This window comes from Allobosea sp., assembly GCF_017308015.1.
GTDB lineage: Bacteria > Pseudomonadota > Alphaproteobacteria > Rhizobiales > Beijerinckiaceae > Allobosea.
Genome location: NZ_JAFKFW010000004.1, coordinates 240608 through 266402, shown reverse-complemented (window position 1 = coordinate 266402; position 25795 = coordinate 240608). Strand labels below are relative to the sequence as shown.

24 protein-coding genes are annotated in these 25795 nt (G+C 64.1%); 14 read left to right on the top strand and 10 right to left on the bottom strand.

Annotation, left to right across the window (positions count from 1 at the left end):
• Positions 1-145 precede the first annotated feature (145 nt).
• The 11 genes from J0I42_RS05595 (at position 146) to J0I42_RS05545 (ending at position 11749) form a co-directional block, all read left to right on the top strand.
• Positions 146-1297 (top strand): cytochrome P450, encoded by a 1152-nt coding sequence (locus tag J0I42_RS05595; protein WP_291653600.1) that lies wholly within the window; start codon positions 146-148, stop codon positions 1295-1297.
• 207 nt (positions 1298-1504) lie between these two features.
• On the top strand, positions 1505-1903 hold the full coding sequence (locus J0I42_RS05590) for a hypothetical protein (RefSeq protein WP_291653567.1): 399 nt from the start codon (positions 1505-1507) through the stop codon (positions 1901-1903).
• 304 nt (positions 1904-2207) lie between these two features.
• On the top strand, positions 2208-3860 hold the full coding sequence (locus J0I42_RS05585) for an ABC transporter substrate-binding protein (protein WP_291653566.1): 1653 nt from the start codon (positions 2208-2210) through the stop codon (positions 3858-3860).
• A gap of 36 nt (positions 3861-3896) precedes the next feature.
• On the top strand, positions 3897-4904 hold the full coding sequence (locus J0I42_RS05580) for an ABC transporter permease (protein WP_291653564.1): 1008 nt from the start codon (positions 3897-3899) through the stop codon (positions 4902-4904).
• Positions 4901-5800: an ABC transporter permease gene (locus J0I42_RS05575; RefSeq protein ID WP_291653563.1), complete on the top strand. Its 900-nt coding sequence runs from the start codon at positions 4901-4903 to the stop codon at positions 5798-5800. The genes J0I42_RS05580 and J0I42_RS05575 overlap by 4 nt, the downstream gene beginning before the upstream one ends.
• 1 nt (position 5801) lies before the next feature.
• Positions 5802-6809 carry an ABC transporter ATP-binding protein gene (locus J0I42_RS05570; protein ID WP_291653561.1) on the top strand — a complete coding sequence of 336 codons (1008 nt, stop codon included), beginning with the start codon at positions 5802-5804 and terminating at the stop codon, positions 6807-6809.
• Entirely contained in the window at positions 6806-7804 is a 999-nt protein-coding gene (locus tag J0I42_RS05565; protein ID WP_291653559.1) for an ABC transporter ATP-binding protein, read from the top strand. Before J0I42_RS05570 ends, J0I42_RS05565 begins: the two co-directional genes overlap by 4 nt.
• Positions 7801-8886 carry a C45 family autoproteolytic acyltransferase/hydolase gene (locus J0I42_RS05560; protein ID WP_291653557.1) on the top strand — a complete coding sequence of 362 codons (1086 nt, stop codon included), beginning with the start codon at positions 7801-7803 and terminating at the stop codon, positions 8884-8886. The genes J0I42_RS05565 and J0I42_RS05560 overlap by 4 nt, the downstream gene beginning before the upstream one ends.
• 7 nt (positions 8887-8893) lie before the next feature.
• Positions 8894-9874 (top strand): sigma-54 interaction domain-containing protein, encoded by a 981-nt coding sequence (locus tag J0I42_RS05555; RefSeq protein WP_291653555.1) that lies wholly within the window; start codon positions 8894-8896, stop codon positions 9872-9874.
• Positions 9871-11418 carry an acyclic terpene utilization AtuA family protein gene (locus tag J0I42_RS05550; RefSeq protein WP_291653553.1) on the top strand — a complete coding sequence of 516 codons (1548 nt, stop codon included), beginning with the start codon at positions 9871-9873 and terminating at the stop codon, positions 11416-11418. The genes J0I42_RS05555 and J0I42_RS05550 overlap by 4 nt, the downstream gene beginning before the upstream one ends.
• A gap of 10 nt (positions 11419-11428) precedes the next feature.
• Positions 11429-11749: a DUF4387 domain-containing protein gene (locus tag J0I42_RS05545; RefSeq protein WP_291653551.1), complete on the top strand. Its 321-nt coding sequence runs from the start codon at positions 11429-11431 to the stop codon at positions 11747-11749.
• 176 nt (positions 11750-11925) lie between these two features.
• Here J0I42_RS05545 and J0I42_RS05540 read toward each other — a convergent pair whose 3' ends face one another.
• The gene (locus J0I42_RS05540) at positions 11926-12138 is read right to left on the bottom strand and encodes a YgaP family membrane protein (RefSeq protein ID WP_291653549.1); all 213 of its coding nucleotides are present in this window, start codon (positions 12136-12138) and stop codon (positions 11926-11928) included.
• A 172-nt stretch (positions 12139-12310) separates the two neighbouring features.
• Positions 12311-12664, bottom strand: a complete 354-nt coding sequence (locus tag J0I42_RS05535) for a carboxymuconolactone decarboxylase family protein (protein WP_291653548.1) — start codon at positions 12662-12664, stop codon at positions 12311-12313.
• 80 nt (positions 12665-12744) lie between these two features.
• Here J0I42_RS05535 and J0I42_RS05530 point away from each other — a divergent pair, with 80 nt between their 5' ends.
• The 3 genes from J0I42_RS05530 to J0I42_RS05520 all read left to right on the top strand — a co-directional run bounded on the left by J0I42_RS05530 (position 12745) and on the right by J0I42_RS05520 (position 15448).
• Positions 12745-13050, top strand: a complete 306-nt coding sequence (locus tag J0I42_RS05530; RefSeq protein WP_291653547.1) for an ArsR/SmtB family transcription factor — start codon at positions 12745-12747, stop codon at positions 13048-13050.
• 260 nt (positions 13051-13310) lie between these two features.
• Positions 13311-14051 (top strand): metallophosphoesterase family protein, encoded by a 741-nt coding sequence (locus J0I42_RS05525; RefSeq protein WP_291653544.1) that lies wholly within the window; start codon positions 13311-13313, stop codon positions 14049-14051.
• A gap of 5 nt (positions 14052-14056) precedes the next feature.
• Complete coding sequence (locus J0I42_RS05520; protein WP_291653542.1) at positions 14057-15448, top strand: bifunctional serine/threonine-protein kinase/universal stress protein; 1392 nt, start codon at positions 14057-14059, stop codon at positions 15446-15448.
• A gap of 18 nt (positions 15449-15466) precedes the next feature.
• Here the strand turns inward: J0I42_RS05520 and J0I42_RS05515 are convergent, their stop codons facing one another.
• The 8 genes from J0I42_RS05515 to J0I42_RS05480 form a co-directional block, all read right to left on the bottom strand.
• A complete protein-coding gene (locus tag J0I42_RS05515; RefSeq protein ID WP_291653540.1) occupies positions 15467-16228 on the bottom strand; it encodes an ABC transporter ATP-binding protein in 762 nt (253 codons plus the stop codon).
• Between the two features lie 3 nt (positions 16229-16231).
• A complete protein-coding gene (locus J0I42_RS05510) occupies positions 16232-17365 on the bottom strand; it encodes an ABC transporter permease (protein WP_291653538.1) in 1134 nt (377 codons plus the stop codon).
• Positions 17362-18486, bottom strand: coding sequence for an efflux RND transporter periplasmic adaptor subunit (locus tag J0I42_RS05505; RefSeq protein WP_291653536.1), 1125 nt, complete (start codon positions 18484-18486; stop codon positions 17362-17364). The genes J0I42_RS05510 and J0I42_RS05505 overlap by 4 nt, the downstream gene beginning before the upstream one ends.
• 805 nt (positions 18487-19291) lie before the next feature.
• A complete protein-coding gene (locus tag J0I42_RS05500) occupies positions 19292-21004 on the bottom strand; it encodes a hypothetical protein (RefSeq protein ID WP_291653534.1) in 1713 nt (570 codons plus the stop codon).
• A gap of 23 nt (positions 21005-21027) precedes the next feature.
• Positions 21028-22152: a protein-glutamate methylesterase/protein-glutamine glutaminase gene (locus tag J0I42_RS05495; RefSeq protein ID WP_291653532.1), complete on the bottom strand. Its 1125-nt coding sequence runs from the start codon at positions 22150-22152 to the stop codon at positions 21028-21030.
• Entirely contained in the window at positions 22149-23024 is an 876-nt protein-coding gene (locus J0I42_RS05490) for a CheR family methyltransferase (RefSeq protein ID WP_291653530.1), read from the bottom strand. Before J0I42_RS05490 ends, J0I42_RS05495 begins: the two co-directional genes overlap by 4 nt.
• 14 nt (positions 23025-23038) lie before the next feature.
• Entirely contained in the window at positions 23039-23518 is a 480-nt protein-coding gene (locus J0I42_RS05485; protein WP_291653528.1) for a chemotaxis protein CheW, read from the bottom strand.
• Positions 23519-23602: 84 nt separating this feature from the next.
• Positions 23603-25789: a HAMP domain-containing methyl-accepting chemotaxis protein gene (locus J0I42_RS05480; RefSeq protein ID WP_291653526.1), complete on the bottom strand. Its 2187-nt coding sequence runs from the start codon at positions 25787-25789 to the stop codon at positions 23603-23605.
• Between the last annotated feature and the right edge of the window lie 6 nt (positions 25790-25795).

The following is a 25795-nucleotide window of genomic DNA, read 5'->3' as shown; positions in this document are numbered from 1 at the left end:
GTTGGCCGGGACATGCCGCTCAACGCTGAACTCGTAGAACAGCGCCTCCTGCGCAACCGTCCGCTCACCCATCATCGCGTCGCCCTCCGCAAGGGCGACTGAATCAGAACCTCAAGCTTCCAGCAACACAGGCTTTTTCAACAAAATCGAACAAACCCGGCCCGACTGGAATCCTCGATCGGATCAGGTCCTCGCTGACCAGATCAAGGCTTACGACAAGATGCGTCATCAATGCCCGGTAGCTTACAGCGACTACCTGGGATGGTCGCTGTTTCGCCATGAGGACGTGGTGCGCGCGCTGGAGGACCATCATGGCTTCAGCAGTGCCGTTTCGAGCCACTTGTCGGTGCCAAGCGGCATGGACCCGCCGCAGCATACGACATATCGCCGGTTGATCGAGCGACGGCTCGCCCCCGCGCATGTCTCGGCCTTCGAGCCGCTTTGCCGCATGATCTCGGCCGAACTCGTTTCGAGCCTGCCAAGAGGCAAACAGATCGACCTCGTCGCACAGTTCGCACAACTCTTCGCCGTTCGCATCCAGTGCGCCTTCCTCGGTTGGCCGCGCCGCTTGCACGACCCGTTGCTGCGCTGGATTCAGCGGAATCACAACGCAACATTGGCGAGGGATACCGAGGCGATGACGGCCATCGCATTGGAATTCGACGGCTATATCGGAGAATTGCTGGAGGTGAGGCGCAATGCCGGCGCAACGGCGCCGGACGACATCACCACCGATCTTTTGCGGGAAGAGGTCGACGGCAGACCGCTGAGCCACGAGGAAATTGTCAGCATCCTGCGCAACTGGACTGTTGGCGAACTGGGCACGATCACCGCCTGCGTCGGCATACTGGTTCACTATCTGGGAAAAGACCTCGCGATTCAGCAGCGGCTGCGTGAATGTCCGGATCTCCTACCGGTTGCGATCGACGAAATCTTGCGGTTGCACGCACCGCTCATCGCCAATCGGCGGATCACCACCAAACCTGTGGAGATCGGCGGGCGCAAGATCGGGGCCGGTGAACGGATCACCCTCATCTGGGCGTCGGCAAACCGCGACGAAGCCGTCTTCGATCAGCCTGACGAATTCCGTCTTGATCGCGATCCTTCGCAGAACCTTCTGTATGGACGCGGCATTCATGATTGTCCCGGCGCGCAACTGGCTCGACTGGAGCTGCGCGTGATCATGGAAGAGCTGCTGAAATCCGCCAGCCGGATCACCTTGGTGCCTGGCTGCCCGCCGACGATCGCGCTCTATCCGGCAAGTGGATTTTCGGAGCTGCCAGTCCGGCTTGCGTAATCCCGACCGGGTGGAAATCATGTGCGGCTGCCGACTTCCCCGAAGCGTCTGAGGGTGGAGCGCACACAAGGCCTGAGAAAACTACGCCATGCGACCTGGCGAGCTGGGACCTCGGCCCGGGCTCTCGCAAGGTTCACGCCTCGTTTCCCCGTCAGCAGGGTGGTTGCCGAAATGAAGCCCACACCATCAAGGTGGAACAGGTCCGCCATGAACAGACAGTTCGCAACGGACCGGCCATTTGCGATCATAGCCGCCGGTGTCATCGCGATCATCTTCGGAACTGTGACTGTCGTCTCGGGCTGGCGAGCGCTGTTTGGCGGCGTGGACATGGGGGCTGTGGTGCCCTTCGTGCTGCGTTTCAACTTCCTGGCGGGATTCGCCTACGTGCTGGCCGGCATCGGGTTGTGGCGTCGAGCCGAATGGGCGCGAACACTTTCCGCCGGAATCACTCTGGCTACCGCCGCAGTGTTTGTCCTCTTCCTTTGGCACGTCTGGAATGGGGGATCATATGAGATGCGCACGATGGGTGCCATGACACTTCGTCTGGTCATCTGGAGCGCCATAACCCTGGTCGTTCGCTGCTTCGGATACCGGCAGGCCGAATAGTCCTTCGCTGCACCACCCCGACAGGTGCCGCAAACCTGACAGGCCAACGGACGGCCCTCGTCGGCAAGAGGGCGCATGCCCGCGCCATCCATCCACAAAGCCTGCATGGTTCCGCCCCTGCGGAGCCGCATCCTCATGGCCAATGGAGATTCGAGTGGCGCTGCTCCGGAATTCCATTTTCCCGAAAATCTCCATCGGTCTCAAAGGTGCCGGCCCGAATTGGCATGCGCGAGCACCCGCGTGCAGCGTGAAATTTTCACAGGTCGCGTGAAATTCACGCACAAGAGGTACAATCATCCGTCAGGTGGGCCGCCATAACCGCGATTGGCGCAATGATTCACGCTATCCATCGCTGGCATGCGAATTGCGAAATGGTTTTCACCGCGCTCAGAATGGCAGAAACCACGGCCGCGGATCGGAGGGAAAAATGCTTCGCAAGGCGCTTTCGATTACGGTTCTCGCATTGGCTGCGGCGCTGCCGGTTTCCGGCACCGCCACGGAGCTGCGCGTCGGCTTTACAACAGATGCCTTGACCCTCGACCCAGGCAATCATCGCAATCGCGACACCGAAACCATTATTCGCAACCTTTACGATGGTTTGCTGACGCGCAATTCGAAGATGAATATTGTGCCGGAGCTGGCGGAATCGTGGAAACAGGTCGATCCCGTGACCTATGATTTCACCCTCCGGTCGGGCGTGACATTCCATGACGGGTCGTTGATGACCGCAGACGATGTCGTGTTCACCTTCCAGCGCCTGACCCTGGAAGGCGCTCTCGACGGGAAGACCAGCCCTCGGAAAGACCTCGTCGGTCCGGTGAAATCGATCACGAAAGTCGACGACCGGACCGTGCGCTTCACCTTGAAGGAGCCGTGGCCGATCCTGCCCGCCATGCTGCCGGTCCAGGAGGTGGTCAGCAAGGCTTTCACCGAGAAGGCCGGGCCGCAGGGGTTGGCGACCCAGGCGAACGGCACCGGCCCGTTCAAACTCGTCGAATGGCGCAAGGGCGACACGGTGATCATGGAGCGGCATGACAGCTATTACGGCGGAGCGACCGATATTCCGCCGGTGGGCAAGGCCTGCGTCGAGCGCGTGATCTTCCGCGTCATCCCCGAAAATGCCTCCCGGGTCGCGGCGCTGCTCGCCGGCGAGGTCGACATCATCAACGAGCTTCCACCTTACGACATGAAGAAGGTAGAGGCGAACGGCAAAACCCGGGTAATGAAGGTCAACGGCACCCGGACATTCTTTGTCGCGCTCAACACGTCCAAGAAGCCCTTCGACGATCTGCGCGTTCGAAAGGCCGCCAACATGGCAGTCGACAGGGCGCTCATCATCGACAGGGTCCTGCTGGGAACAGCCGTCCCTCTCAATGGCGTGATGAGTCCCGATGCCTTCGGGTTCAATTCCGATCTGCCGGCCTATCAATTCGATGTGGCCGCGGCGAAGAAGCTTCTGGCTGAAGCGGGCTATCCGGACGGCGTCGATGTCACCCTCGATGCGGAAGGGCCGTTCAAGGATGTGGTGGGTGCGATCGCAGGCATGCTGAGCAAGGCGGGCATCCGCGCCAAGGTGAACATCAGCGAAACTTCGACGCTGCAGGCCAAATGGGCTCCGGCCGGCGAAAAGACCGGCGACATGATGTTCACCTCATGGGGCAACGGCTCCCTCGATCCGTCCGACATCTTCGTGCCGACGCTTCGCACCGGAGGACGCGGCAACCGCGCCTTCTATTCCAACAAGGAGGTCGATGCGCTGCTCGACAGTGCCGATGTCGAGCTCGATCAGACCAAGCGTGCCAATCTCTACAAGAAGGCGCAGACCATCGTGAACGGTGAGGCCCCGTGGATTTTCATGTGGCTTCCGCAGGACATCTACGGCGTGTCGAAGCGCGTCAGCGGCTGGGAGCCGAGCGCGGACAGCCGGATCAATCTTCACGATGTCTGCGTGAAGTGAACGGTCTGGCGGGCTGACGGTGCCGGAGGCAACGCAATGAACGTTCTGGCGCTCGTGGGGCGCACCGCTCAGCTCCTGCCGGTCCTTCTCGGAGTCAGCGTCATCGTCTTCGTGATGATGGCCCTGACGCCTGGCGACCCGGTGGAGGTGATGTTGTCCGGGCAGCAGGTCCCGCCCGAGCAGGTGCAGGCGATGCGCCACGACATGGGCTTGGATCGTCCGCCGCTGGAACGCTTCGCGGTTTTCCTCGGCAATGCCCTGACGGGGGATTTCGGGCTCAGCTTCTTTCATCGCCGCCCCGTCACCGACGTCATCGCCGAGCGCTTGCCGGCAACGATCGAGCTGACGCTGGCTGCGCTGCTGATCGCGCTCGCAGTTTCCATTCCGCTCGGCGTTCTCGCGGCAGTTCACAAGAACAGGTTCATCGATCGCCTGGCCGCGATTGGATCCCTGTTCGGTATTTCGCTGCCGGGTTTCTGGTTCGGCATCATCATGATCATGATTTTTGCGGTTCACATGCAGGTGCTGCCGGTATCCGGGCGCATGGACTACGCCTGTGAAGTCGCGCCGATAACCAGGTTGATGACCATAGACAGCTTGCTGCGCGGGCGGCCCGACTGCTTTTCTAACGCGCTGTCTCATATCATCCTGCCGGCGCTGACGCTTGCCCTCCCGATGGCCGCGGTCCTGACCCGCGTGCAGCGCGCGGCGATGCTCGAGGTCTTGCGGTCGGACTACATCGTCTTCGCCCATGCCAAGGGCATTTCGCGCCGGCGTGTCCTCTGGCGCCATGCGTTGAAGAACGCGCTCGTTCCCACCGTCACGGTCGCGGCCATGGAGACCGGGTCGCTGCTCGGCGGGAACATGGTGGTGGAGACGGTCTTCGGCTGGCCCGGGCTCGGCCGTCTCGTGGTGGAGAGCATTTTCGTCCGAAATTACCCGCTCATCCAGGCGGCGGTGTTGTTCTATGCGGTGACCTACGTGCTCCTGAACTTCGTCGCGGACCTGCTTTACACGATGCTCAATCCGAGGGTGCGCCTGTGAACGCCGCCGCGCTATCGGTCGCGCCGGAGAAGCCGACGCGATCGCCGACCTGGGAGAGCCTGCGCCGCTTTGTGGCGGATCGTTTCTCTCTTTTGGCGGCCATTGTGGTGGCATTGTTCATCCTGATGGCGATCTTCGCACCATGGCTCGCACCGCATGATCCCGACGAGAACGATCTCCTGCGTCGCCTCCAGCCTGCAGCCTGGATGGAAGGCGGCGAGTGGAGCTATCTCCTGGGTTGCGATGGCCTCGGCAGGGATATCCTGTCCCGGATCATCTACGGCGCCCGGGTCTCGATCGCGATCGGCGTCGTCGTCGTGCTCATCGCCACGGCGGTCGGGACGGCGCTCGGCCTTGCCGCCGGCTATATGCGCGGCTGGGTCGACATTCTGGTCTCGCGCGTCATCGATATCCTGCTCGGCTTTCCCTATCTGATCTTTGCCATCGCCCTGATGGCGATGATGGGCCCGGGCCTTGAGAACATCATCCTGGCACTGGTCTACAAGGAGTGGGTGGTTCCTGCGCGCGTCGTCCGCGGTGAAGTACTGGCTGCACGGGAGATGGAATATGTCGAGGCCGCCCGCGCGGTCGGCGCGCCGCGACTTCACATCATGGTCAGGGAGATCCTGCCCAACATCCTGTCGCCGGTCATCGTCGTGTCGACGATTCGCATGGCCCATGTGATCATCCTCGAGGCAAGCCTCTCGTTCCTTGGCCTCGGCGTGCAGCCCCCGACGGCGTCATGGGGATCCATGGTGGCCGATGGCCGCGCCTTCATTCTCGATGCCTGGTGGGCCTCCACATTTCCAGGCATCGCCATTCTTCTGCTTGTGCTTTCGATCAACGTCGCCAGCCAGGGGCTGCGTGATGCCTTCGACCCGAAGTTCAGCGACTGAGATGTCTGCTCCTCTCCTCTCGATCCGTGGCCTGAAGACCTGCTTTCCGACGCGCGCGGGACTGGTCACCGCCGTCGATGGCGTCGATCTCGACGTCTACCCGGGAGAGTGCCTGGGCATCGTCGGCGAAAGCGGGTCCGGCAAAAGCGTCACCTTCGCCAGCGTGATCGGGCTGGTCAGGCCCCCAGGCTACATCGCAGAGGGGGCGATCCATTTCGAGGGCATCGATCTGCGCAGGCTGGACAGCGAAGGTTGGCGGAGCCTGCGCGGGCGCGACATCGCCATGACGATGCAGGACGCGCTCACGGCCCTCAACCCGGCTCTCAGAGTGGCCGAGCAGATCGAAGAGGTGATCCTCGCCCATGCCGGCGGCCTGCCGGGGCGCGGGCGCCGCGAGGCGGCACGGCAGCGCGCTGTCGAGATGCTCCGGCTTGTCGGCATTCCAGCCCCCGAGAGGCGTATCGACGACTATCCGCACCAGTTTTCCGGCGGCATGCGCCAGCGCATCATGATCGCCATCGCCCTGTCCTGTCGTCCCAAGTTGCTGATCGCCGACGAGCCCACGACTGCCCTCGACGTCACGATCCAGGCGCAGGTGCTCGACCTGATCGGGGACCTGCGCCGCGAACTGGGCATGAGCGTCGTCCTCATCACGCACGACCTCGGGGTCGTGGCCGAGCATACGGACCGGGTCGCGGTGATGTATGCCGGACAGATTGTCGAGACGGGGCCGACGCAGCAACTGATCGAGCAGCCCCGGCATCCCTATACCCGGGGCCTGATCGGGCTGATCCCCAGGTTGTCGGACCTCGACGCTCCGATCCGCCCCATCGAGGGGCGTGTACCGGAACTGATCGATCTCGGCGGCATGTGCCGCTTCTACGAGCGCTGCGAGTTCCGTCAGGCTGCGTGTCAAAGCGACATCCCGATGAACGCCGTTGCGCCCGGTCGCCAGGCCCGCTGCCTGCGGGTCGACGAGATCCCCCGTCTGAAGGAGGTCTCGCAGTGACCCAAGCGCAGACGCCTCCACTGCTCGAAGTCAGCCAACTTTCCAAGACCTACCACCTGAACAACAGCCTTCTGCAACGCCTCGCGCGCGAGCCGGTCCTTGCACTGAAAGCGGTCGATCGAGTGAGCTTTTCCGTTCGGGCCGGCGAAACCCTGGGTTTGATCGGCGAGTCCGGCTGCGGAAAATCCACCCTCGCCCGGATCGTGCTGCGTTTGCACGAGCCGACCTCGGGCCGCATCGTGTTCGATGGAGCCGACATTACGGCGCTGCCTTATCGGGAGATGACTGCGCTGCGCCGCCGCATGCAGATCATCTTCCAGGATCCCTATGCTTCCCTGAACCCCCGCAAATCAGTCCTCGATATCGTTGGCCTGCCGATGGCGATCCAGGGAATTTCGCGTCGGTCGGAAATCCGCGACCGGGTCGTAGCGATGATCGAGAGCGTCGGCCTCAAAAGCGAGTATCTCAACCGGTTTCCGCACCAGTTCTCCGGCGGGCAGCGCCAGCGCATCGGCATCGCCCGCGCTCTGATCCTCAACCCGAGCCTGGTGGTCTGCGACGAGCCGGTCTCGGCGCTGGACGTGTCGGTGCAGGCGCAGATCATCTCCCTGTTGAAGGCCCTCAAGCGCGAACTCGGGCTGACCTATATCTTCATTTCCCACGATATCGGGGTGATCGGCCATGTCAGCGACCGCATCGCCGTGATGTATCTCGGTGAAATCGTCGAGACCGGTCCGAGCCGGAGCCTGCTGACGGCTCCTCAACACCCCTACACCAAAGCGCTGCTGTCCTCCGTTCCACGAATCGACGTGCGGCAGAAGAGTGAGCGGGTGAAGCTGTCGGGGGATCTGCCGTCCCCCCTCTCGCCGCCGGCAGGGTGCAAGTTCCACACCCGCTGCCCCTTCGTATTCGACCGATGCCGTGTCGAAGCCCCGGTTCTTCGCCCGCGGGGACCTGAAAGCGCCGCGGCCTGTCACTTGCTCGAGGCCCCATGATCGAAACGATGTCGGCGACGCCGCTGCTCCTCGAGGGCAGCGCCTATGAGCGCGGTCTTGCCCAGTCGGCCTTTGCCGCCGAACTCATACCGGCCGTCCGGAACGCGATCGACAGCCGGCTGGAGGCGGCGGCGGGTCAGCTCCGAAAGCCCGAAATCGCTGGCCTGCTAGCCCAGCAGGCGGTGATGCTGAGCGAGATCGACCCGGAGGGAGCGCAGGAACTGGCGGGCGTCGCGAATGGCTTCGGCCGGCCGGTCGAGGACGTTCTCGCATATCTTCACATGAGCCTCCTCGCCGACCTCGCCCAGGACGGCTGCACGGCATGGAGCTGGGGCGCGGGCAGCCCCATGGGGCCCCTGGTCGTGAAGAACCGGGACTACCGGGGTGAACATGTCCAGTTGCAGCGGGTCTTCCTGCACCGTGACCCGGCCAGGCCAGGCGAAGCGGTGTTGTGCGTCGGCAGTCTCGGCAGCCCCGGCGCCTTTTCCAGCGGGATGAATGCGCATGGGTTGGCTCTGGTCGATACCCATGTATCCACCAGGGACCACGGCCCCGGCCTGCTGCGTTATTTTCTGATGACCCGGCTGCTGTGGCAGTGCCGCAGCGTGGAAGAGGCGCTGGGGATGATCGCCGGGCTCTCGCATGCGGGCGGCGGCAGCATCGTCCTCGGAGACAAGTCGGGAGCCTGCGCTGCGGTCGAACTCGGACACCGGGCCTGGTCCGCCGAAACCAGCGAACGCTACGTGATGCGGACCAATCATTTTGTCAGCCGGGAATGTGGCCCGTCCTGGCTGGCTCCCGATGACGAAAGGGCGGTCAGGAGCACCAGAGGCCGTCACGCCAGATTGCAGTCCTGGCTCCGGCAACGGACGGGCAGCCTCTCGTTCGACGAGGTCGTTGCTATCATGAGTTCGCATCCGGAGCAGGGACAGGAAGCGCTGTGCCGCCACGGCGAATACGGGGACTCGCACACCATCTCCTGTTCGGTGTTTGCACCCGCCGAGGGGCGCCTCTACTTTTCGGCGGGCAAACCCTGTAGCAGTCCGTGGCATTCGTTCGAGTGTCGACCGCAATTCGAATAGGTATCGCGTGGCGTATGAAGCGGGCCTCATCGGTGAACACGGCTCGATCGTCGAGGTCAGGCGTCTGATCGATCGCGTCGCGAAAAGCGCCGCGCGCGCGGTCATCGTCTACGGCGAGACGGGAACCGGCAAGGGCCTCATCGCACGGCTCATCCATCAGCAATCGCCGCGCGCTTCTCAGCAATTCATCGACGTGAACTGCGCCGCGATCCCCGACCAACTCCTGGAATCGGAGCTGTTCGGGCATGAGAAAGGTGCCTTTACCGGAGCGGTTGCCCGCAAATCCGGTCTGATCGAAGCCGCCAATGGCGGGGCGATTTTCCTCGACGAGATCCGGGACATGAATCTCGTCATGCAGGCGAAACTGCTGACCGTCCTCGATACCCAGCGCCTGCGTCGCGTCGGGGCCACCGATTCGGTCGCGATCGATGTGCGCTTCATTGCCGCGACCAACCGGATCCTGCTCTCGGAGGTCAATGCGGGGCGGTTTCGCGAGGATCTCTATTATCGCCTGCAGGTCGTCGCCATCAATATGCCGCCCCTGCGCGAGCGCGGCGATGACGTCTTCGTCCTGACCGATCATTTCCTGCGCCGCCTGAGCGGCCGCTACAATCGGGTCATTCGCGGGCTGGAGCCGGAGGTCGCAGAGATATTCCGGCGCTACGCCTGGCCGGGCAATGTCCGCGAACTCGAAAATCTGCTTGAGCGCATCTTCATCCTCGAGGACGAGGATGTCATCATGCTCCGACATCTCCCGGCCCGTATTGTGCGGGAGGTGCAGGGAGCCGATCGCGCGCAACCAGGACAGGGCAGCGTTGGGGGCGACGAGCCGCGCCGCAACTATCACGAAGCAACGGCAAACTATCAGGCGAGCCTCATCAGGAGCGCGCTTGCCGCAGCCAATGGCAGCGTGAACGAAGCGGCTGCTGAACTCGGCCTCAGCCGGCATGCCCTGCGCCACCAGATGCTGAAGCTCAGCATCGATTGACCAACCGCCGCGGCGCAAAGCGCGCACACCATGCGTGCAATTCACGCGCAGGGCCGGCAAGTTCGGGCCAATCACGGCGGATCAGACGGAATTCATTGCCTAATCAAAGGGTTGGCACAAGGCGTATCGTGGCACGGTTCTTGAGTTCTTCCTGCGTCCGGCCGCGAGGCCGCTGGGAGAATGCCATGTCATCGATCAAGATCATCTGCCCGAACGGACATCTGGGTTTTGCGCCCTTGAAGCTGGAGAGCTTCTTGCGCGGCGTCGAGGCCGGGCCGGACTTCATCGCGGCAGATTCGGGAAGCGACGATATCGGTCCGGTGCCACTTGGTTCCGACACCTGCACCTCGCCGGAGGCATGGCAGCGGCAGGATCTTGAAGCGATGCTGCTGGCCGCGCGTCGCATCGGGGTGCCGATGATCATCGGTTCGTCGGGCGACACGGGCACGAACAGCCGCGTCGACCGCTATGTCGAACTCATTCGAGAGATCGCGAGCGAGCACGGGCTCACGCCGTTCAAGCTGGGCTATTTCTATTCCGAGGTCGAGAAGGAACGCGTCCGCAAGGCTGTGGGCAGCTCCAATCCGGTTCTCGGCCTGGACGGCCGCGATGCCCTGAGCGAGGCCGAGCTCGACGCCACGGAACGGATCGTTGCGATGGCGGGCGTCCACCCCTTCATGAAGCTTCTGGACGAAGGCTGCGACGTCATTATCGGCGGCCGCTCCAGCGATTGTGCCATCTTTGCCGCCGCGGCCCTCCACCGGGGCGCCAGCGAGGCCGATGCCTATTATCTCGGCAAGGTGCTTGAATGCGCCTCATTCTGCGCGGAACCCTATGGCGCGAAGGAAACGGTTCTGGGCGCGGTAGCCGGGTCTGGCGTCACCGTGACGGCCATGCATCCCGACCAGCGCTGTACCATCGCATCGGTCTCCGGCCACGCCATGTATGAGCGCTCCAATCCCTATGACGAATTCGTCGCCGGCGGGCGCCTCGACATGCGAAACTGCCACTACGAGCAGATCGATGCGCGTACGACGAAAGTGACGGGCCAGCGCTTCGAGCCGGCGGAGCGTATCCGCGTCAAACTGGAAGGCGCTGGCAAGACCGGTGAACGTTTCGTCGGCATCGCCTCGGTGCGGGATCCCTACACGATCGCGAATATCGATCAGGTCATTGCCTGGGCCAAGCAGCAAACGGCGGAGCGCTTCGGCAACTCTCCCTACGAGCTGTTCTACAATGTCTTCGGCAAGAACGGCGTAATGGGCGAGTTGGAGCCGGTGAAGGTACCCGCCCACGAGCTCTGCATCGTCGTGCAGGGCGTTGCTCCGACCGTGGAGATGGCGGAGGAGGTCTGCATGACCGGTACGCGCCAGCTCTTCTATGCTCGCCTGCCCGAGGTGAAAGGAACCGCCGGAGGCGTCGCGTTCGTGCTCGACGAAGTGCTGAAGGCCTCCCCGGCTTATCGCTGGACCGTCAACCACACTCTGGCGGTCGACGACCCCCTCGAGCTGTTTCCCACCCACACCGTAACCATCGGCGTTTGAGCGGTTCATCATGAAGAAGCTATCCGAACTTGCGAAGACCATCCGCAGCAAGAATGCCGGCGTCGACAAGATCACCTTCGACATCATCTTCACTGATCGCGCCGTCTACGATCACGTGCGGGCCAGCAAGGTCCTCACGCCAGCCACCGTGGCGACGCTTTACGGAATCGACCAGAGTCGCATCGCCGAATTCGTCGAATACGACCCGGCCTGCGCGATCAAATTCACAATCTACCGGCTGCGCCCAAGTGGCAGCGCCGGTGATCCGGACATTTTCGGCGCACAGCAATACGCACCATTGCTCGATATCGAGGTCGATATTTCCGCATGAAACTTGGATCTGCCGCATATCTGGGGCAACCCGACCCGCAAAGCTGGTGAGCGCCTGACATATCGCGGTGTCGAAGATGGTGTGCTGGCCCTAGGCAACATGGGCCAGCACATTGCGCATCGCATGCGCTCGGCGTCCTTGCCATGTCGCACTGAGCACGCGGACAGGAGCGCCCTTCAGCCCTTCGTGTCGGTGTTCCGGAGCGGACAGGTGTTGAGCCCGAACATTGAATAAAGCGGGCAGGTTTGGAAAAGACCGGTCAGCAGCGGAACGAGCCCGACCACCCCCCACCAACGCGCTGCGCCATCGACAACAAAGACCAGCGATACCAAGGCCAGCCCAACGACGATTCGCAACAGGCGATCGATTCCTCCTACATTCTTGATCATTGTCCATTCTCCTTCAGCCTGTGGCCGCTTCGAGTTGGAGTGGGCTGCCTCCTTGAGGCAGAAATCCGCCTGGTCAACGTTCAGGCGGCGATCTCGTCCTGCGATCTGACACGAGCAGGGTAGAGGCAAGGCTCAACCAAGGCTGCGCCGAACACCTCGTCCAGCACCTTGATTACCCTGCGGCTGGTTCGTTGAACTGATCGAAGGCCCGCAGAGCGTCCGCCGCGTACATAAGGGCCGGGCCGCCGCCCATATAGACTGACATCGCCGCGATTTCGGCGACTTCCTGCCGCGTCGCACCGAGGCTGACCAGCGCCTTGGTGTGGAAGCCGATGCAACCGTCACAACGTTGCGTGATACCGATGGCGAGTGCCACCAGCTCCTTGGTCTTCTTGTCCAGAGCACCGTCGGCGCCAGCCGCCTTCGACAGGGCATAGAAGGCCTGCATGGCATCGGGTTGCAGCTTCCTGATCTCGCCGGTGTAGGCTGAAATATCCTTGGTGATAGCGCGATAATCCTTGCTCACAACCCGCTCCTATCCGGCGCATTTGTCATTTCACGCTTCTATAATATAAGAAAAACATGAAATGTGAAATGGAACCTGCAATGGATTTGATGCAGATCAAGCCTGACAACGTCGAGGCGGTGGCTGGCTTCCTCAAGGGATTGGCCAATCCGAGCCGGCTCCTCATACTCTGCGCACTGTCCCAGGGTGAAAAAAACGTTACGGAACTGATAGCAGCGATCGGTCTGCCCCCAACGTCCATGTCCCAGCATCTCTCCAAGCTGAAGACCGAAGGTATCGTCGATTTCCGTCGCGAGCACCGGACCCTGTATTATTTTATTACCCATCCTGTCGTGAATGAGATCATGACAGTGCTCTACGGGCACTTTTGCGCCGGTAAGGGGTAAAGACACCGGCCTGCCCTTGATGTTGATTTCCGCCGAGAGGGGCTGTGTCGATATCACGATATGCAACCGTTTCTGCAGGTGCCGCGCATTCTTGACATGCACCTGTGATTGGATCGTCTGAAGATCTTCGAGAGGCCAGCCCACCGTTGCGCTGCCGTCCTGCTGGCATCAAGATTGCGCGGCGTAACGCAACTGGAGCCGGTCTATTGCGTCAATCTCTCGCCCCGTCCCGCCAGCGCCAAGCGAACTGATCGTCACCGATGCGTCTCGCCGTGCTCGCCGACATCCATGCGAATCGCGAGGCGCTCGACGCCGTGCGCGAAGCGGTCGCGGCAGCCGCACCGGATGTGATCATCATCGCCGGCGATATCATCGGCTACGGACCGGACCCGGCCTACGCAGTAGAATTGGTGGCGGATTACGCCACACGCGGCGCGCATGTCGTTCGGGGCAATCATGATCAGGCGGTCATCGATGAGGACCGCGGCATGACGGGCATCGCCCGCGAGGCGATCCGCTGGACGCGCCAACAGCTTTCGGCTGATCATCGCGCATTCCTCGCAAGCATGCCCCTGACGGTTGCGGAGGAGGATCGGCTCTACGTCCATGCGAGCGCCGACGAGCCCGGCCGCTGGCATTATGTCCAGAGCGCGCAGGCAGCGGCCCTCTCATTCACCGCCACCGGAGCGCGCCTCATTGTCTGCGGCCACACACATGTCCCCGCCATGTTCTATGCGCGCGCCGGCCACCCGCCCGTCGCGTTTCGCCCGCTCGACGACCAGCCCGCCCCGCTGATCGCGACGCGCCGGCATCTCGTGGTGGCGGGCTCCGTCGGCCAGCCGCGCGACGGCAATCCGGCCGCCTGCTTCGTGCTCATCGATCTCGATCGGCACCGCGTCACCATGCGGCGCGTGCCCTATGATGCCGAGACGACCGCCCGCAAGGTGCTGGCGGCAGGACTGCCGCCGGCCCTCGCCACGCGGCTCGCTATCGGGCGGTGAACGGAATGCGCTTCCACGAAGGGCAAGTGCTCGACGGCTTCACCCTGGAGAAGCACATGCCTTCCGGCGGCATGGCATCGCTCTGGCGGGCGCGCCACCCGGATGTGGACGCTCCGGTCGTGCTCAAGATCCCGTTTCTCGATCCCGGCCAGGATGTCTCGACCGTTATCGGCTACGAGGTCGAGGAGCTGATCCTGAAACGCCTGTCGGGCCCGCATGTCCCGCGCTACATACGCTCCGGCGACCTCGCACGGACGCCCTACATCGCGATGGAATTCGTCGCGGGCGAGAGCCTGTCGCAGATCGTCAAGAGAGCGCCGCTCCCGCCCGAGGAGGTCGCGCGCATCGGCGCCGAACTGGCGATAGCCCTGACCAGCCTGCACCAGCAGCAGGTCGCGCATCTCGACCTGAAGCCCGAGAATGTCATCCTCGCCGAACGCGGCGCGGTGCTGCTCGATTTCGGCCTCTCCCGCCATGCCGCGCTGCCGGACCTCCTGTCGGAGAAGAGCAACGTCCCGATGGGCTCCCCTGCCTTCATCGCGCCGGAACAGGTACTCGGCGACCGAACCGACCCTGCGAGCGACATCTTTGCCCTGGGTGGCATCCTCTATCTGCTCGCGACCGGCGAACCGCCCTTCGACTGGCCCTTGACCCGAGCGGGGATGAAAAGGCGGCTCTACCATGCGCCGAAGCCGCCTTCCGCCCGTAACCCGAAGGTGCCTCGCTGGCTCGATACGGTCATCCGCAAATGCCTAGAGGTCGACCGTGGCCGCCGCTATTCGGATGCTGCGCGCGTCGCCTTCGACCTGCGCAACCCGGAACAGGTGGCGATCCTTGAACCCGGTCCGCCGCGCCCATGGTGGGACCGCCTGCTCTCGGCCTTCCAGAAGCGCGACGACCATCTGCTCACCGGCGCGCCCACGGCCCGGCGGCGGCAGGCTGGTCCGGCGCTTGTCTTGGCGGCGGTCGACCTCGCAGACGGCACTGATCCGCTGGCCGGCGCCGTTCTTGCGGAGACCGGCCGGCTCGTGGCGGCCCGCGCCGATTCCCGCCTCGTCTGCCTGACCGTCCTGAAGACGGAAATTCTGCGCGAAGACGTCCAGGCCGACAGCGCTGGCCGATCCTTCTACATCAAGCGTCTGGTTGCGTTGAAGGACTGGGCTCGCCCGCTCGACCTCGCCGAGGAACGGATCAGCTACCATGTGGTGGAAGCCGTGAGCGCAGCCGACGCGATCCTGCGCTATGCCGAGCACAACCGGATCGGTCATATCGTCGTCGGCGCGCGCGGCTCCTCCGCCCTGCGTCGCCATCTCGGCAGCGTCTCGTCCAAGGTCGTGGCCGAGGCCGGCTGTTCGGTCACCGTGGTGCGATGCGAAGCCCCCACGGAACCGGCGTAGCGACCGGAAACGGGGACCTCAGAACCTCCCCCTCCCTCCACCCGCGGAAGCAGGCTCTGCAGATGCGTCGAGCTCTACCGAAGCAGCATCGTCTGTCTCCAGGCGGCCATCGCGCAGAATGAACTTTCTGTCGAACCAGTCGAATATCTTCTCGTCGTGGGTGACGACGATGATCGCGGCCTCCTGCTCGACGGCAACCTTTCGGAGCAGGTCCATGACGATTCCCGCGCGTTTCGAATCGAGAGCCGCCGTCGGCTCGTCGGCGAGAATGATGCGTGGACGATTGGCCAGGGCGCGCGCGATGGCGACACGCTGCGCCTCGCCACCCGAGAGCTTGGCGGGCATGGCATTCCGGCGGTGCCCAACCTCGAGATAGTTGAGCAGTTCGACTGCTCGGGCCCGAGCCGCACCCGCTTCCTCTCCGGCCAGTTGCAGAACGAGGGCCACGTTGTCGGTCGCATCGAGAAACGGGATGAGATTGTGGAACTGGAAGATGAAGCCGATATTGTGGAGCCTGAGTTGCCTGAGATTGGTCTTCAGCCAGCGCCCCTCGCTCAGCACCGTCTCCCCGTCGAATTCCATCGCGCCCGAGGACGGATCGAGGATGCAACCGATGATATTGAGGAGCGTGGTCTTCCCCGAGCCTGAAGGGCCAAGCAGTGCGACGACCTGGCGCGGATAGACGTCCAGGCTCACATCGCGGAGCGCGTCGACGCGCGTCTCGCCTTCGCCGAAATGCTTGGAGATGCGCTCGCATCGCACGAGCGGATGAACCGCCATCTCTCAGCTCCCCAGTGCCGTAGCAGGATCGACCCGAAGTGCCGCGCGCACGCCGAGCCCGCTCGCCAGCAGGCACACCACGACCACGACGAGGCCGAGCGCGAGTACGTTGTCGATTTCGAGGATCACACGGCGTGGAAAGTAGTCGCTGATGCTCACGATCAGCGTGACGCCGATGGAAAATCCGATGAACCCGAGCGCCTGTGCCTGCTGAACGATCATGCCGATAATGGTTCGATCCGGGGCGCCGATCAGCTTCAGGGTTGCGATCTGCTTCATCTTCTCCATGGTCATGGTGTAGATGATCAGGGCAATGATCACCGCGGATACGACGAGCAGCAGCGACGTGAAGAGCCCGATCTGGCGTCTGGCGCGGTCGACCAGGGAGCGGATCAGGATCTGCTCCTGAGCCTCCTGGGTGATCGCTGCCTGATGCTTCCAGCGGCGGACTGTTTCGGCCACCGCTTCCGGCGAGGCATTGGGCTGCAACCTTGCGACGACGGCGTTCACGGTGTCGCGGCTGCCTCCGACGGCACCGCGCGCCTGCTGGATGCGCGCCGCCGGCGGAGCAAGATCGAATTGCAATTTCTGGGCATCCGCCAAGGTTATGTATACGGCCGGATCGCCGCCGGAGCTGACCTGATGGCGCGTCAATCCTACGACAGAAAACGTGCTCCGGCCGACGCGAAGGCGATCCCCAAGCGCGAGGCCGGCACTTTGATCGGCCACCATCTCGTAATGACTGCGGGCGATACCCCGCCCTGCGAGAATTTCCGGCGGCCCTCCCGGCCGCGTCGGCTCGTAGCCGATGACATAGAGCCTGAGCTTGGCGGTCATATGTTCGGTTTCGACCGTCTGATAGGTGATGCCGCCGGCCGATTCCACGCCGGCAATGCGCGCGACGGCCTCGCGGACATCGCCGGGAATGCGCGAGGCTTCGGCGAAGGGGCCACGCGTGTTGGCCTCGACGATCCACAGATCGACAGCGGGAGCCCGGGCGATGGTCAGCGCATCGACGACAAGTCCGCGATAGATGCCGATCATGGCCAGCACGACACCAAGCAGAAGTCCGAGCCCGATGCAGGTCAGGATGAAGCGCCCGAAGCCGTGCCTTATGTCTCGATAGGCGAGGTTCACGGCCCCTTGCCCTCGCCGACCTGCGCGCGGCGCCCGACCCGCAAGTCCGGCGCGACGCGCATTAGCACGCGCGCGCGCTCAGGCACCCCGCCGACGATCTCGAGGCGGGAATCTTCCGTGCGATGCCGGAACCTGACGAGCCGGCGGTTCAGCCGGCCATCCTCGAGCGTCCAGACCGTGCCTTCGTGGCCGTTGTAGCCATGGACGGCTGCCTCCGGAATCAGAAGCGCCTCGGCGAGGGTGGCAGCCGTGATCAGGAATTCGACCTGCTCTCCCAGGAAAACGCGGGCGGGCGGGTTGTCGCCCCTGATGAAGATGCGTCGCTCCTCCGTGCTGCGATCGCTTTCAAGCCCGATGCGGGCCACCTTGCCGGTGAAGACGTCCTGCGGGCGGGAACGCAAGCGGGCCTGCACCGGCTGGCCCTCCGCTATGAAGCCGGCACGCGCTTCGTCGACATAGGCAAGGCCCCAGTAGCTGTCGTTTGCGATCAGGGTGAAGATCGGATCGCCAGCCTTGACGACCGTGCCTGGTTCTTTGTGCCGTTCAATGACGATCGCGTCGTAGGGAGCCGTCAATGTCCGGTGCCCCAGCAATGTTTTTTCGAACTGGACCTGCGCCCGAGCGTCCGCCAGTTGCGCCCTGCTGCTCGCGACCTCGCTTTCGGTGACGGTGACGTCCGCCTTGGCAACGGCCTCGTCCCGGGCGGACTCTTCGGCCGACTGCTCCGACACGACGCTACGTCCGGCGAGTTCCTGCCTGCGCCGATTGGCAACCTGCCTTTGCGCAAGAACGGCACGCGCCTTCTCCAGATTCGCCTCCGCCCGCATGATGTTGACTTCGGCGATCTGGAGTGCGGCGCCTGCCTTTGCCACCTTGGCCTCCTGTTCGCCGAGGCTGAGCCGGGCCAGAACCTGCCCCTTGCTGACATGGTCGCCGTGATCCGCGTGGAGCTCCGCCAGCGCAGCTCCAGCCTCGAAGCCGACTTTGGACATCACGCGGGCCTCGACCGTGCCCAGTCCGAATACACGGACAGGAACATCACGCTCGGGCATAAGTGCTTCAACGTCGACCGGACGATTACTGTAGACAACGCCGGCGCCCAAAAGCACGCTGGCGACCACGGCGCCTGCAAGGGCACGCCGGACGGCTCGCCAGCCGACGATGCCTGTCTGCTTCCGCTTCGTCGCGCTCAGGCCGCCGGCGATACCCGGCTGGTTGGATGGTGCATCCATGTCGGTCAGGCTCCATAGCGATCATGCGCACCGCACGGCGGCCGTTCCGCTGAGTCAGGGTAAGATGACGTCGTGGCCGAGGCGATGGCGGCGACGCCCGACGCCGCCGGGCTGGCGCACATCTCCCCGGCCGGCCGCCTTGCGGCCAACAACCAGTTATCGATGCTCACGACCGTCATTGCGTATCCCCCGACACCAATGAATATTCGATTCAGGGTGTTGCACATTGACGGAGCGCAACGATCCCCGTTGTGGATCGCGATCCGAAGCGCACGGCGGAACTGCACTCTCGTTGTCAGCGCAAAACATGGCCGGCACCAGCAGGTAGGCCATCTCCAAGCAAGACACCTACCGTCCAGGGCCGGATGATTTCGCCCTCGCGCACCAGAAGCAGCGCGTGGAACTGGTGCGGCCTTGCAAGCTCGGCCAGTTCCCGGGGCAGAGAAGAGAACCATCAGCGCGGTTGCCCCGACGTCCGTGTCCGCACGGCTTCGCGCCGCCACGGTAGCGAGACCGGCGACGTCGTCTGGGTGCGCCGCGGCGCGAGTCTATCGTGTGTGACAGGCGGCGGCCTTCTCACGCATGGCGAGCTTGGCGTTGATATCGTCGCAATCCTGGATAACGTCCGAGATGCGGATGTTGGCGCAACGGCTTGCAACGCTTGCGGCGTCAGCAAAAAATTGGGCGGTTAATCTCAGAAGATGAACTCGTCGATCACCGCAGCCGGTTGGTGCGGCTGGGGCTGCGCCAACTCCTGATCGATACCGCATTCTGCCATGACCGCCCGGTGAATCGTGCGCTCCGCCGCCATCGTGTAGCTCGGCCAGATCTGCTCCAGCAGGATGTCCCGTACGCATTCAATCGCATCCGCCTCCGGCATATGCTCCTGCGCAGCAGCATGGGCGAGTTGGTCGGCCGCGGATGCGATCAGGTCGCCCGTGGCACCGACATTCGAGAATGACAACCGTGCCTGCGCGATGACCGCGCAAAAGCCGTTGCTCTCCTGGGCCAGCCAGTCCAGCGTGGCGCCAAGTCGTTCTCCGGTCCCGCGTATGGAGGCGAGGGAATTGCGCATCGCCCGTTCGAGCGCCGCAAACCGGGCCGCATCGAGCCTGTCGCAGCGCTCGAATTCGCCGGAAACGGCCTGCATCCGGTCGAAGATCGGCGTCAGGCGGCGTGTGTCCACCGCAATCTCGTCGGCAGCCTGCTTCAGCTCCCGGGCGATAACGACCAGGCTGCGGCCGTCCCCGCCGATACGTGCGGCGCGCAGTCCCGCGTTCATGCCGATCAGAACGATGTCGGACACGGTTTTCGACAGGATCGGGACGGTTCGCTGGCAAGTCTCGAGCACGCCCGACAGCGCATCGGTGACCTGGTCGACGCCAGCGCGCGCGGTATCGCATTTGCCGAGCAATTCGGAGGCCTCCGCCAGTTCGGCCTCGAGATTTCCGAGGAAGGAGACGGGTTCTGTGCCCTGCCCGCCATAGAATACGCACATGAGGTCGATCAGCTTCGCCGTATCCCCGGCGAGCAGCGCCAGCGCGGTCTCGATCGTATCGGCATCTCCGACGAGCGTTGCCGCAATGTCGCGAAGCTGGCTGGACTGGAGTCGTTGCAGGACGAAGCGGCAGGCTCGCTTCGCCTCGTCGCCAAGCCCCACGCCAGGGCCGCTACCCTCGGCGATCGCGTCCACGACCTGCAACCCCGCGATGGCGTGCTCCAGCCGTTGCCGTATGCTGTCCCCCGACTGCAGGGCGATGATCGCACCTCCGGTCGCGATCGCGATCCGGCCGGAATGGACCGCGGCATCGTTCGTCAGTGCGGCGCTCTTCTGCTGGCGAACCGCCACCGCGGCGAGGGTCAGTTCGAGCTTTTCGGCGAGGGCGGACAGAGCGCATCTGTAGCGGCGTTCGAAATCGCGTTGCATTCCAAGAGCGGAGCGCAGCAGCGCGCTCAGCCTGTCATGATCGCGGGCGCAAGCCTCGACGGTGCGTTGCGCCTCGGCCGTCAATGTCAGGATCTCGCCGGTGAATGTGGCGAAGTCGCTCCCGGTCGATGCGATCGAGACCGCTTCGATGCGCGCACCGCGGGTCAGGATCATGATCAACCGCATCTGCCGGATCAGGCGTTCCAGCGCCTGCGAGACGACAGCGTCGTGCATCGCCAGATCCTGCAACTTGCCGATTTCCCCCGCGAGGTTCTGGCCGAGCCGGCGGAGGTCGGAAACCAACCCGTCGAGCGTCGCCCGCGCGCGCGCGAAGTCCTCGCCGGTCAACTCACCGGACAGCGTCGAGAATCGCTCCTTCAGGCTGTCGAATCGGGCCAGGCCGGCCCCGAGCCGCTCGCCCGCCTCGGCAAAGGTGATGTCGATCTGCCGCGCACCGATCTTGAGCGTGTCGATCAGCATTGATGGTGGGTGATCGTTGCAACTCATCGTGGAGCCACCCCTTCGTGCGCGAGGCGCGGCTCCGCCGCGGAATTGCCGGCCGCCTGCAGCCAGGCCATTATCTCATGCGGCACCCGCGCCAGGCGGACGATGCGCTGGGCCGCGCCGAGTTCGATGGCTTCCTTCGGCATGCCGAAGACCACGCAGCTTTCCTCGTCCTGCGCCAGGGTGCAGGCGCCGGCCTTGCGCATTTCGAGGAGCCCGCGGGCGCCGTCGTCGCCCATTCCGGTCATGATGAGGCCGAGCGCGTTGGCGCCAGCATATTGGGCGGCTGAACGGAACAGGACGTCGACGGACGGGCGGTGGCGCGAGACCTGCGGGCCGTCTTTGATCGCCACCCGGTACTGTGTGCCCGAGCGCTGGAGCAGCATGTGGCGGTTGCCCGGCGCGATCAGTACGCGGCCGGTTCTGAGTTCATCTCCGTCTTCGGCTTCCTTGACCTCCACCGTGCAAAGGCCGTTCAGCCGCCGAGCAAAGGCAGCGGTGAACTTCTCCGGCATGTGCTGGACAACGGCGATGCCCGGGCAGGTGGGCGGCAGAACGGTGAGAACCTCCCGCAGGGTTTCGGTGCCGCCGGTCGAAATGCCGATGCAGACGATGCGCTCGGTCTGGCCGCGAACCCTCCCCGGAACGGGCGGCGGCATCATGACGTCGGCTGTTAGCTTCTGCTCGACCGGCGCTCTCGCCTGCCTTGGACGCAGCTTCGCCTGCGCCGCCGCCCGGACCGCATGCCTCAGCCGGTCCGCCGTCTCGATAAGAGCGTTGCGCGTGTCGATGCGGGGCTTGGGCAGAACGTCGACCGCGCCGGCCTCCAGCGCGTCGAACAGCGCCTGCGAGCCCGCTTCGGTCAGCGTCGAGCAGATGATCACCGGTATCGGTCGCTGCACCATGATCTTGCGCAGGAAGGTCAGCCCGTCCATGCCCGGCATCTCGATATCGAGGATCATGACATCGGGCAGTTCGTTCTGGAGGCGGCGCACCGCTGCCAGAACGTCGGCCGCCGTACCCATCACCTCGATGCCGGGATCGTCGTCCAGGATCGCGCTGAGAACCTGACGTACAGAGGCCGAATCGTCGACGATGAGCACGCGGATCGGCTGGCGGGTCATGCTGCTGACCTCCCGAGCGCTGTCGGGCAGGCCCGGTATATGGTCGGAGCGACCTGTTGGAGACCCGGAATGCCGCTGCCGGCCATCGATTCCGAGTGGCCGAGCATCAGGTAGCCGCCGACCCGCAGGTGAGAGACGAGGCGCTGGATGACAGCTTTCTGCGTCGTGCCGTCGAAGTAGATCAGGACGTTGCGGCAGAAGATGACATCGATGTCCCGGTCGAAGGGATAGCTCTCGTCCATCAGGTTCAGACGCTCGAAACGGACCTTGCAGCGCAGCTCCGGCGCGATCCTGACGAGGTCCTGCCGCAGATCCTTCGATCTCATGAGGTAGCGTTGCTGCATCGCCATCGGCACCGGGGCGACGAAGGCGCTCGGATAGATCGCCATGTCGGCCTCGCGCAGCACCTCCGTCGAGATGTCGGTCCCCAGGACCGAGAAGCGGATCGGCGCGCCGGCATTGGCGAGGTCTTGCAGCACCATTGCCGCCGTGTAGGCCTCGGCCCCCGTCGAGCTGGCCGCGCTCCAGATCTTCAGGCTCGCGGGGCGCGTATCCTTGCGCTGCTGCAGCTGCGGCACCGCGACATTGCGCAGGAACTCGAAATGGCTCGGCTCGCGGAAGAAGTCGGTCTTGTTGGTAGTGACGCAGTCGATCAGGTGGACGAGCTCGTCCGCGAGGCCCCCATCCTCGAAGAGATGGGCGCCGTAGCCTCGCGCGCCCGCCAGCCCGAGCGCCCGGGCGCGCTTGCGCAGCCTTCCCTCGACCATGATGCGCTTGCCTGCAGGCAGCCTGATGCCGACGCGGCTCTCAATGATTGCGGCAATGGCCGAGAAGTGCCTGTCGGCCAGGTGGTCCGAGGGGTCCGGCATCATGTGCGGCACCGCTCTCACGCGGCCCTGTCGATGGCGAGGTCGGCCACGGCCAGGTCGTCCGCCTCCATGAGGCGCTCAAGATCGAAGACGACGATGAAGGCTTCGCCCTTGCGGCCGATCCCCGCGATGTAGTTCGACTGCCAGCGCCCACCGACATCGGGCGGGGCCTCCGTCTGGTCCGCATCAAGGCTGGTGACCTCGAAGACCCGATCGGCGACGAAGCCGACGCCGAGCGTGCGGCCCTTGACCGGCACGTCCAGGATGATGATCCGGGTCGCCTCGGTCGGCTCGGCGCGCGGCAGCCCGAGCTTGGTGCGCAGATCGACGATCGGATAGCCGGCGCCGCGGACATCGATCATGCCGAGCAGGAAGGCCGGTGCATGCGGCAACTTCGAGATCGGGCGCATGTCCAGGATTTCGCGGACATTGCGGATATCGATGCCGAAGAGCTCCTGATCGATGCCTAGGGTCAGGTATTGGGCGGTCTCGGCCATGAGAAATTTCCCGATGCGGGGTTAGGGCGTGGCTCGGTGCGGGCGGCAGGCACGGCCCCGCCCAGAGGCGAGGCCGGCATTGGCTCAGCTGCGATGGAAGGCCGCGTCGTGCTGGTCTGCGCCGTCTTCGATGTCGAAGGAGAAGCCGCCATTGGCGACCTTCTTCGCCGGACGGGCCGCAATGGCCGGTGCCTTTTTCGGCTGGAGCGCCGAGGCCATGGTCGCAGCCTTGCCGCGCAGCTGGGCGACCGCCTTGTCGATATTGGTCGCCGGCTGGCCGCTTCGGCGCAGGCCGCCTTCGTCGAGGCGGAAGAAGGCGATCGTGGCCTGCAGCGTCTCCGCCTGGGCCGAGAGCTCCTCGGACGTTGCGGAGACCTGCTCGGAGGCCGCCGCGTTCTGCTGCGTGACCTTGTCGAGCTGCTGGATCGCCTGGTTGATCTGGGCCGCACCGACATCCTGCTCGCGGCTGGCGGAGGTGATCTCCTCGACCAGCTCGGCGGTCTTCTTGATGTCGGGAACCAGCCTGGCCAGCATCGAGCCGGCTTCCTGAGCGACCTTGACCGTGTCGGCCGAAAGGGTTCCGATCTCGGCCGCCGCCGCCTGGCTGCGCTCGGCCAGCTTACGCACTTCCGAGGCCACCACCGCGAAGCCCTTGCCGTGCTCGCCGGCGCGGGCGGCCTCGACCGCCGCGTTCAGCGCCAGCAGGTCGGTCTGCCGGGCAATCTCCTGCACGATGTTGATCTTCGCCGCGATGGTCTGCATCGCATCAACCGCCTTGCCGACGGCGATGCCGCTCGTCTCGGCGTCCTTGGCGGACTGGGAGGCCATCTTCTCGGTCTGGCTGGCGTTCTCGGCATTCTGCTTCACGTTGGCCGCCATCTCCTCCATGGACGAGGAGGCTTCCTCGGTCGATGCAGCCTGCTCGGTCGAGCCTTGAGAGAGCTGCTCGGCGCTGGCCGACAGCTCCTGGCTGCCCGAGGACATGTTCTCGGCGGCGCTTGTCACCTGCCCGACGACATCGCGCAGCTTGTCGACCATGTTCTCGAGCGCGATGCCGAGCGTGTCCTTGTCCGACAGGCGCTTGGCTTCGATGGTCAGGTCGCCGTTGGAGATGGCGTCCGCTACCCTGGCCGTGGTGCTGAGATTGGTGGTCATCGTGTTCAGCGAGGTGACGAGATCGCCGATCTCGTCCTGGCTCCGGACAGTGATGGTCTGGCTGAGATCGCCGATGGCGACGGCGTTGGCGAGGCCGGCAGCGCTCGCCAGGCCACGGCTGATGCTCAACGCGATCCAGCTCGCGGCGCCAAGGGCGACAAGCAGCGAGGCAAGGATGATCGCGACTAGCAGCGTCTTGGCAAAGGCCGCCTGTTCACCGGCTTCCTTGGCGGCCTGCGCCGCGGTTTGATCGATGAAGATCTTGTACTCGTCCAGCGCCGCCACGAGGGCGTTGCTGACCGTTCGCCCTTCACCCATGCTCAAGGTGATGGCCTTGATGGTGCCGGCCTCTCCGACGACGCCCGAGACGCGGTTGATCAGGCCAAGCAGCGCTTCCGTGTGAGGGGCTACGTTGGATGACGGGACTGTCGAGACCGCTTTCGCCATCTCCGTGCGCACAACCTCCAGGCCCGAGACGATCGCTTTCCGGCGCTCCTCGATCTGGTCGACGGACTGCGCAGAGAAGCTCTGGGTGAGCTGGCCGAGCAAGCCGGCGAGCGCGGCCCTGCCGTTCTGGATCGCCTGGGATGCCCGGGCTGCCTCTGCCGTCTGGGCCGTGCCCAACGTAGCCAATGCCTGGTCGATCGTCTGGTTGAACTCTTTGAGGGCAGCCTGGCCCTCACCATTCCAGATATCGATGGCCCGATGGCTCGAGTTCAACTGGGCATACTGGAGAACCTGATCCTGCACCGCGCCGAAGCGCTCGAGATTGGGTGCCATCGCATCCCACCTGCGCTTGCCGCCGTCCACCGCAATTGCAACCAGTTCATTTTTGATTTTGAGCGCGGCGGCGCGGCGCTCGGCGGCTCTGGCGGCATACTCCCTTGCCTCCTTTTCCGAGGCGGCGATGATGGCGTTTTTCTCTGCCCGAATGGAATCCTGGAAGGCGCTGGCGATATCTCCAACTTTACCGACCCGCTCGGTAAAGAGGACCAGGGTATCCTGCACTTTGGTCATTTCGGTCAGCTTCTGATAGGCGAGGCCGCCTGCCGCCAAGGATAACGCGATAACCACGCCGAAGGCGCCTGCCAGCTTGGTCTTGATGGTCACTCTCATGTTCGT

Excerpts from the sequence above, each read along its gene's own strand:
- J0I42_RS05590 (WP_291653567.1), top strand. The coding sequence starts at position 1,505 with ATGAACAGACAGTTCGCAACGGACCGGCCATTTGCGATCATAGCCGCC.
- J0I42_RS05580 (WP_291653564.1), top strand. The coding sequence starts at position 3,897 with ATGAACGTTCTGGCGCTCGTGGGGCGCACCGCTCAGCTCCTGCCGGTC.
- J0I42_RS05570 (WP_291653561.1), top strand. The coding sequence starts at position 5,802 with ATGTCTGCTCCTCTCCTCTCGATCCGTGGCCTGAAGACCTGCTTTCCG.
- J0I42_RS05560 (WP_291653557.1), top strand. The coding sequence starts at position 7,801 with ATGATCGAAACGATGTCGGCGACGCCGCTGCTCCTCGAGGGCAGCGCC.
- J0I42_RS05545 (WP_291653551.1), top strand. The coding sequence starts at position 11,429 with ATGAAGAAGCTATCCGAACTTGCGAAGACCATCCGCAGCAAGAATGCC.
- J0I42_RS05540 (WP_291653549.1), bottom strand. The coding sequence starts at position 12,138 with ATGATCAAGAATGTAGGAGGAATCGATCGCCTGTTGCGAATCGTCGTT.
- J0I42_RS05530 (WP_291653547.1), top strand. The coding sequence starts at position 12,745 with ATGGATTTGATGCAGATCAAGCCTGACAACGTCGAGGCGGTGGCTGGC.
- J0I42_RS05525 (WP_291653544.1), top strand. The coding sequence starts at position 13,311 with ATGCGTCTCGCCGTGCTCGCCGACATCCATGCGAATCGCGAGGCGCTC.
- J0I42_RS05520 (WP_291653542.1), top strand. The coding sequence starts at position 14,057 with ATGCGCTTCCACGAAGGGCAAGTGCTCGACGGCTTCACCCTGGAGAAG.
- J0I42_RS05515 (WP_291653540.1), bottom strand. The coding sequence starts at position 16,228 with ATGGCGGTTCATCCGCTCGTGCGATGCGAGCGCATCTCCAAGCATTTC.
- J0I42_RS05500 (WP_291653534.1), bottom strand. The coding sequence starts at position 21,004 with ATGCTGATCGACACGCTCAAGATCGGTGCGCGGCAGATCGACATCACC.
- J0I42_RS05495 (WP_291653532.1), bottom strand. The coding sequence starts at position 22,152 with ATGACCCGCCAGCCGATCCGCGTGCTCATCGTCGACGATTCGGCCTCT.
- J0I42_RS05490 (WP_291653530.1), bottom strand. The coding sequence starts at position 23,024 with ATGATGCCGGACCCCTCGGACCACCTGGCCGACAGGCACTTCTCGGCC.
- J0I42_RS05485 (WP_291653528.1), bottom strand. The coding sequence starts at position 23,518 with ATGGCCGAGACCGCCCAATACCTGACCCTAGGCATCGATCAGGAGCTC.
- J0I42_RS05480 (WP_291653526.1), bottom strand. The coding sequence starts at position 25,789 with ATGAGAGTGACCATCAAGACCAAGCTGGCAGGCGCCTTCGGCGTGGTT.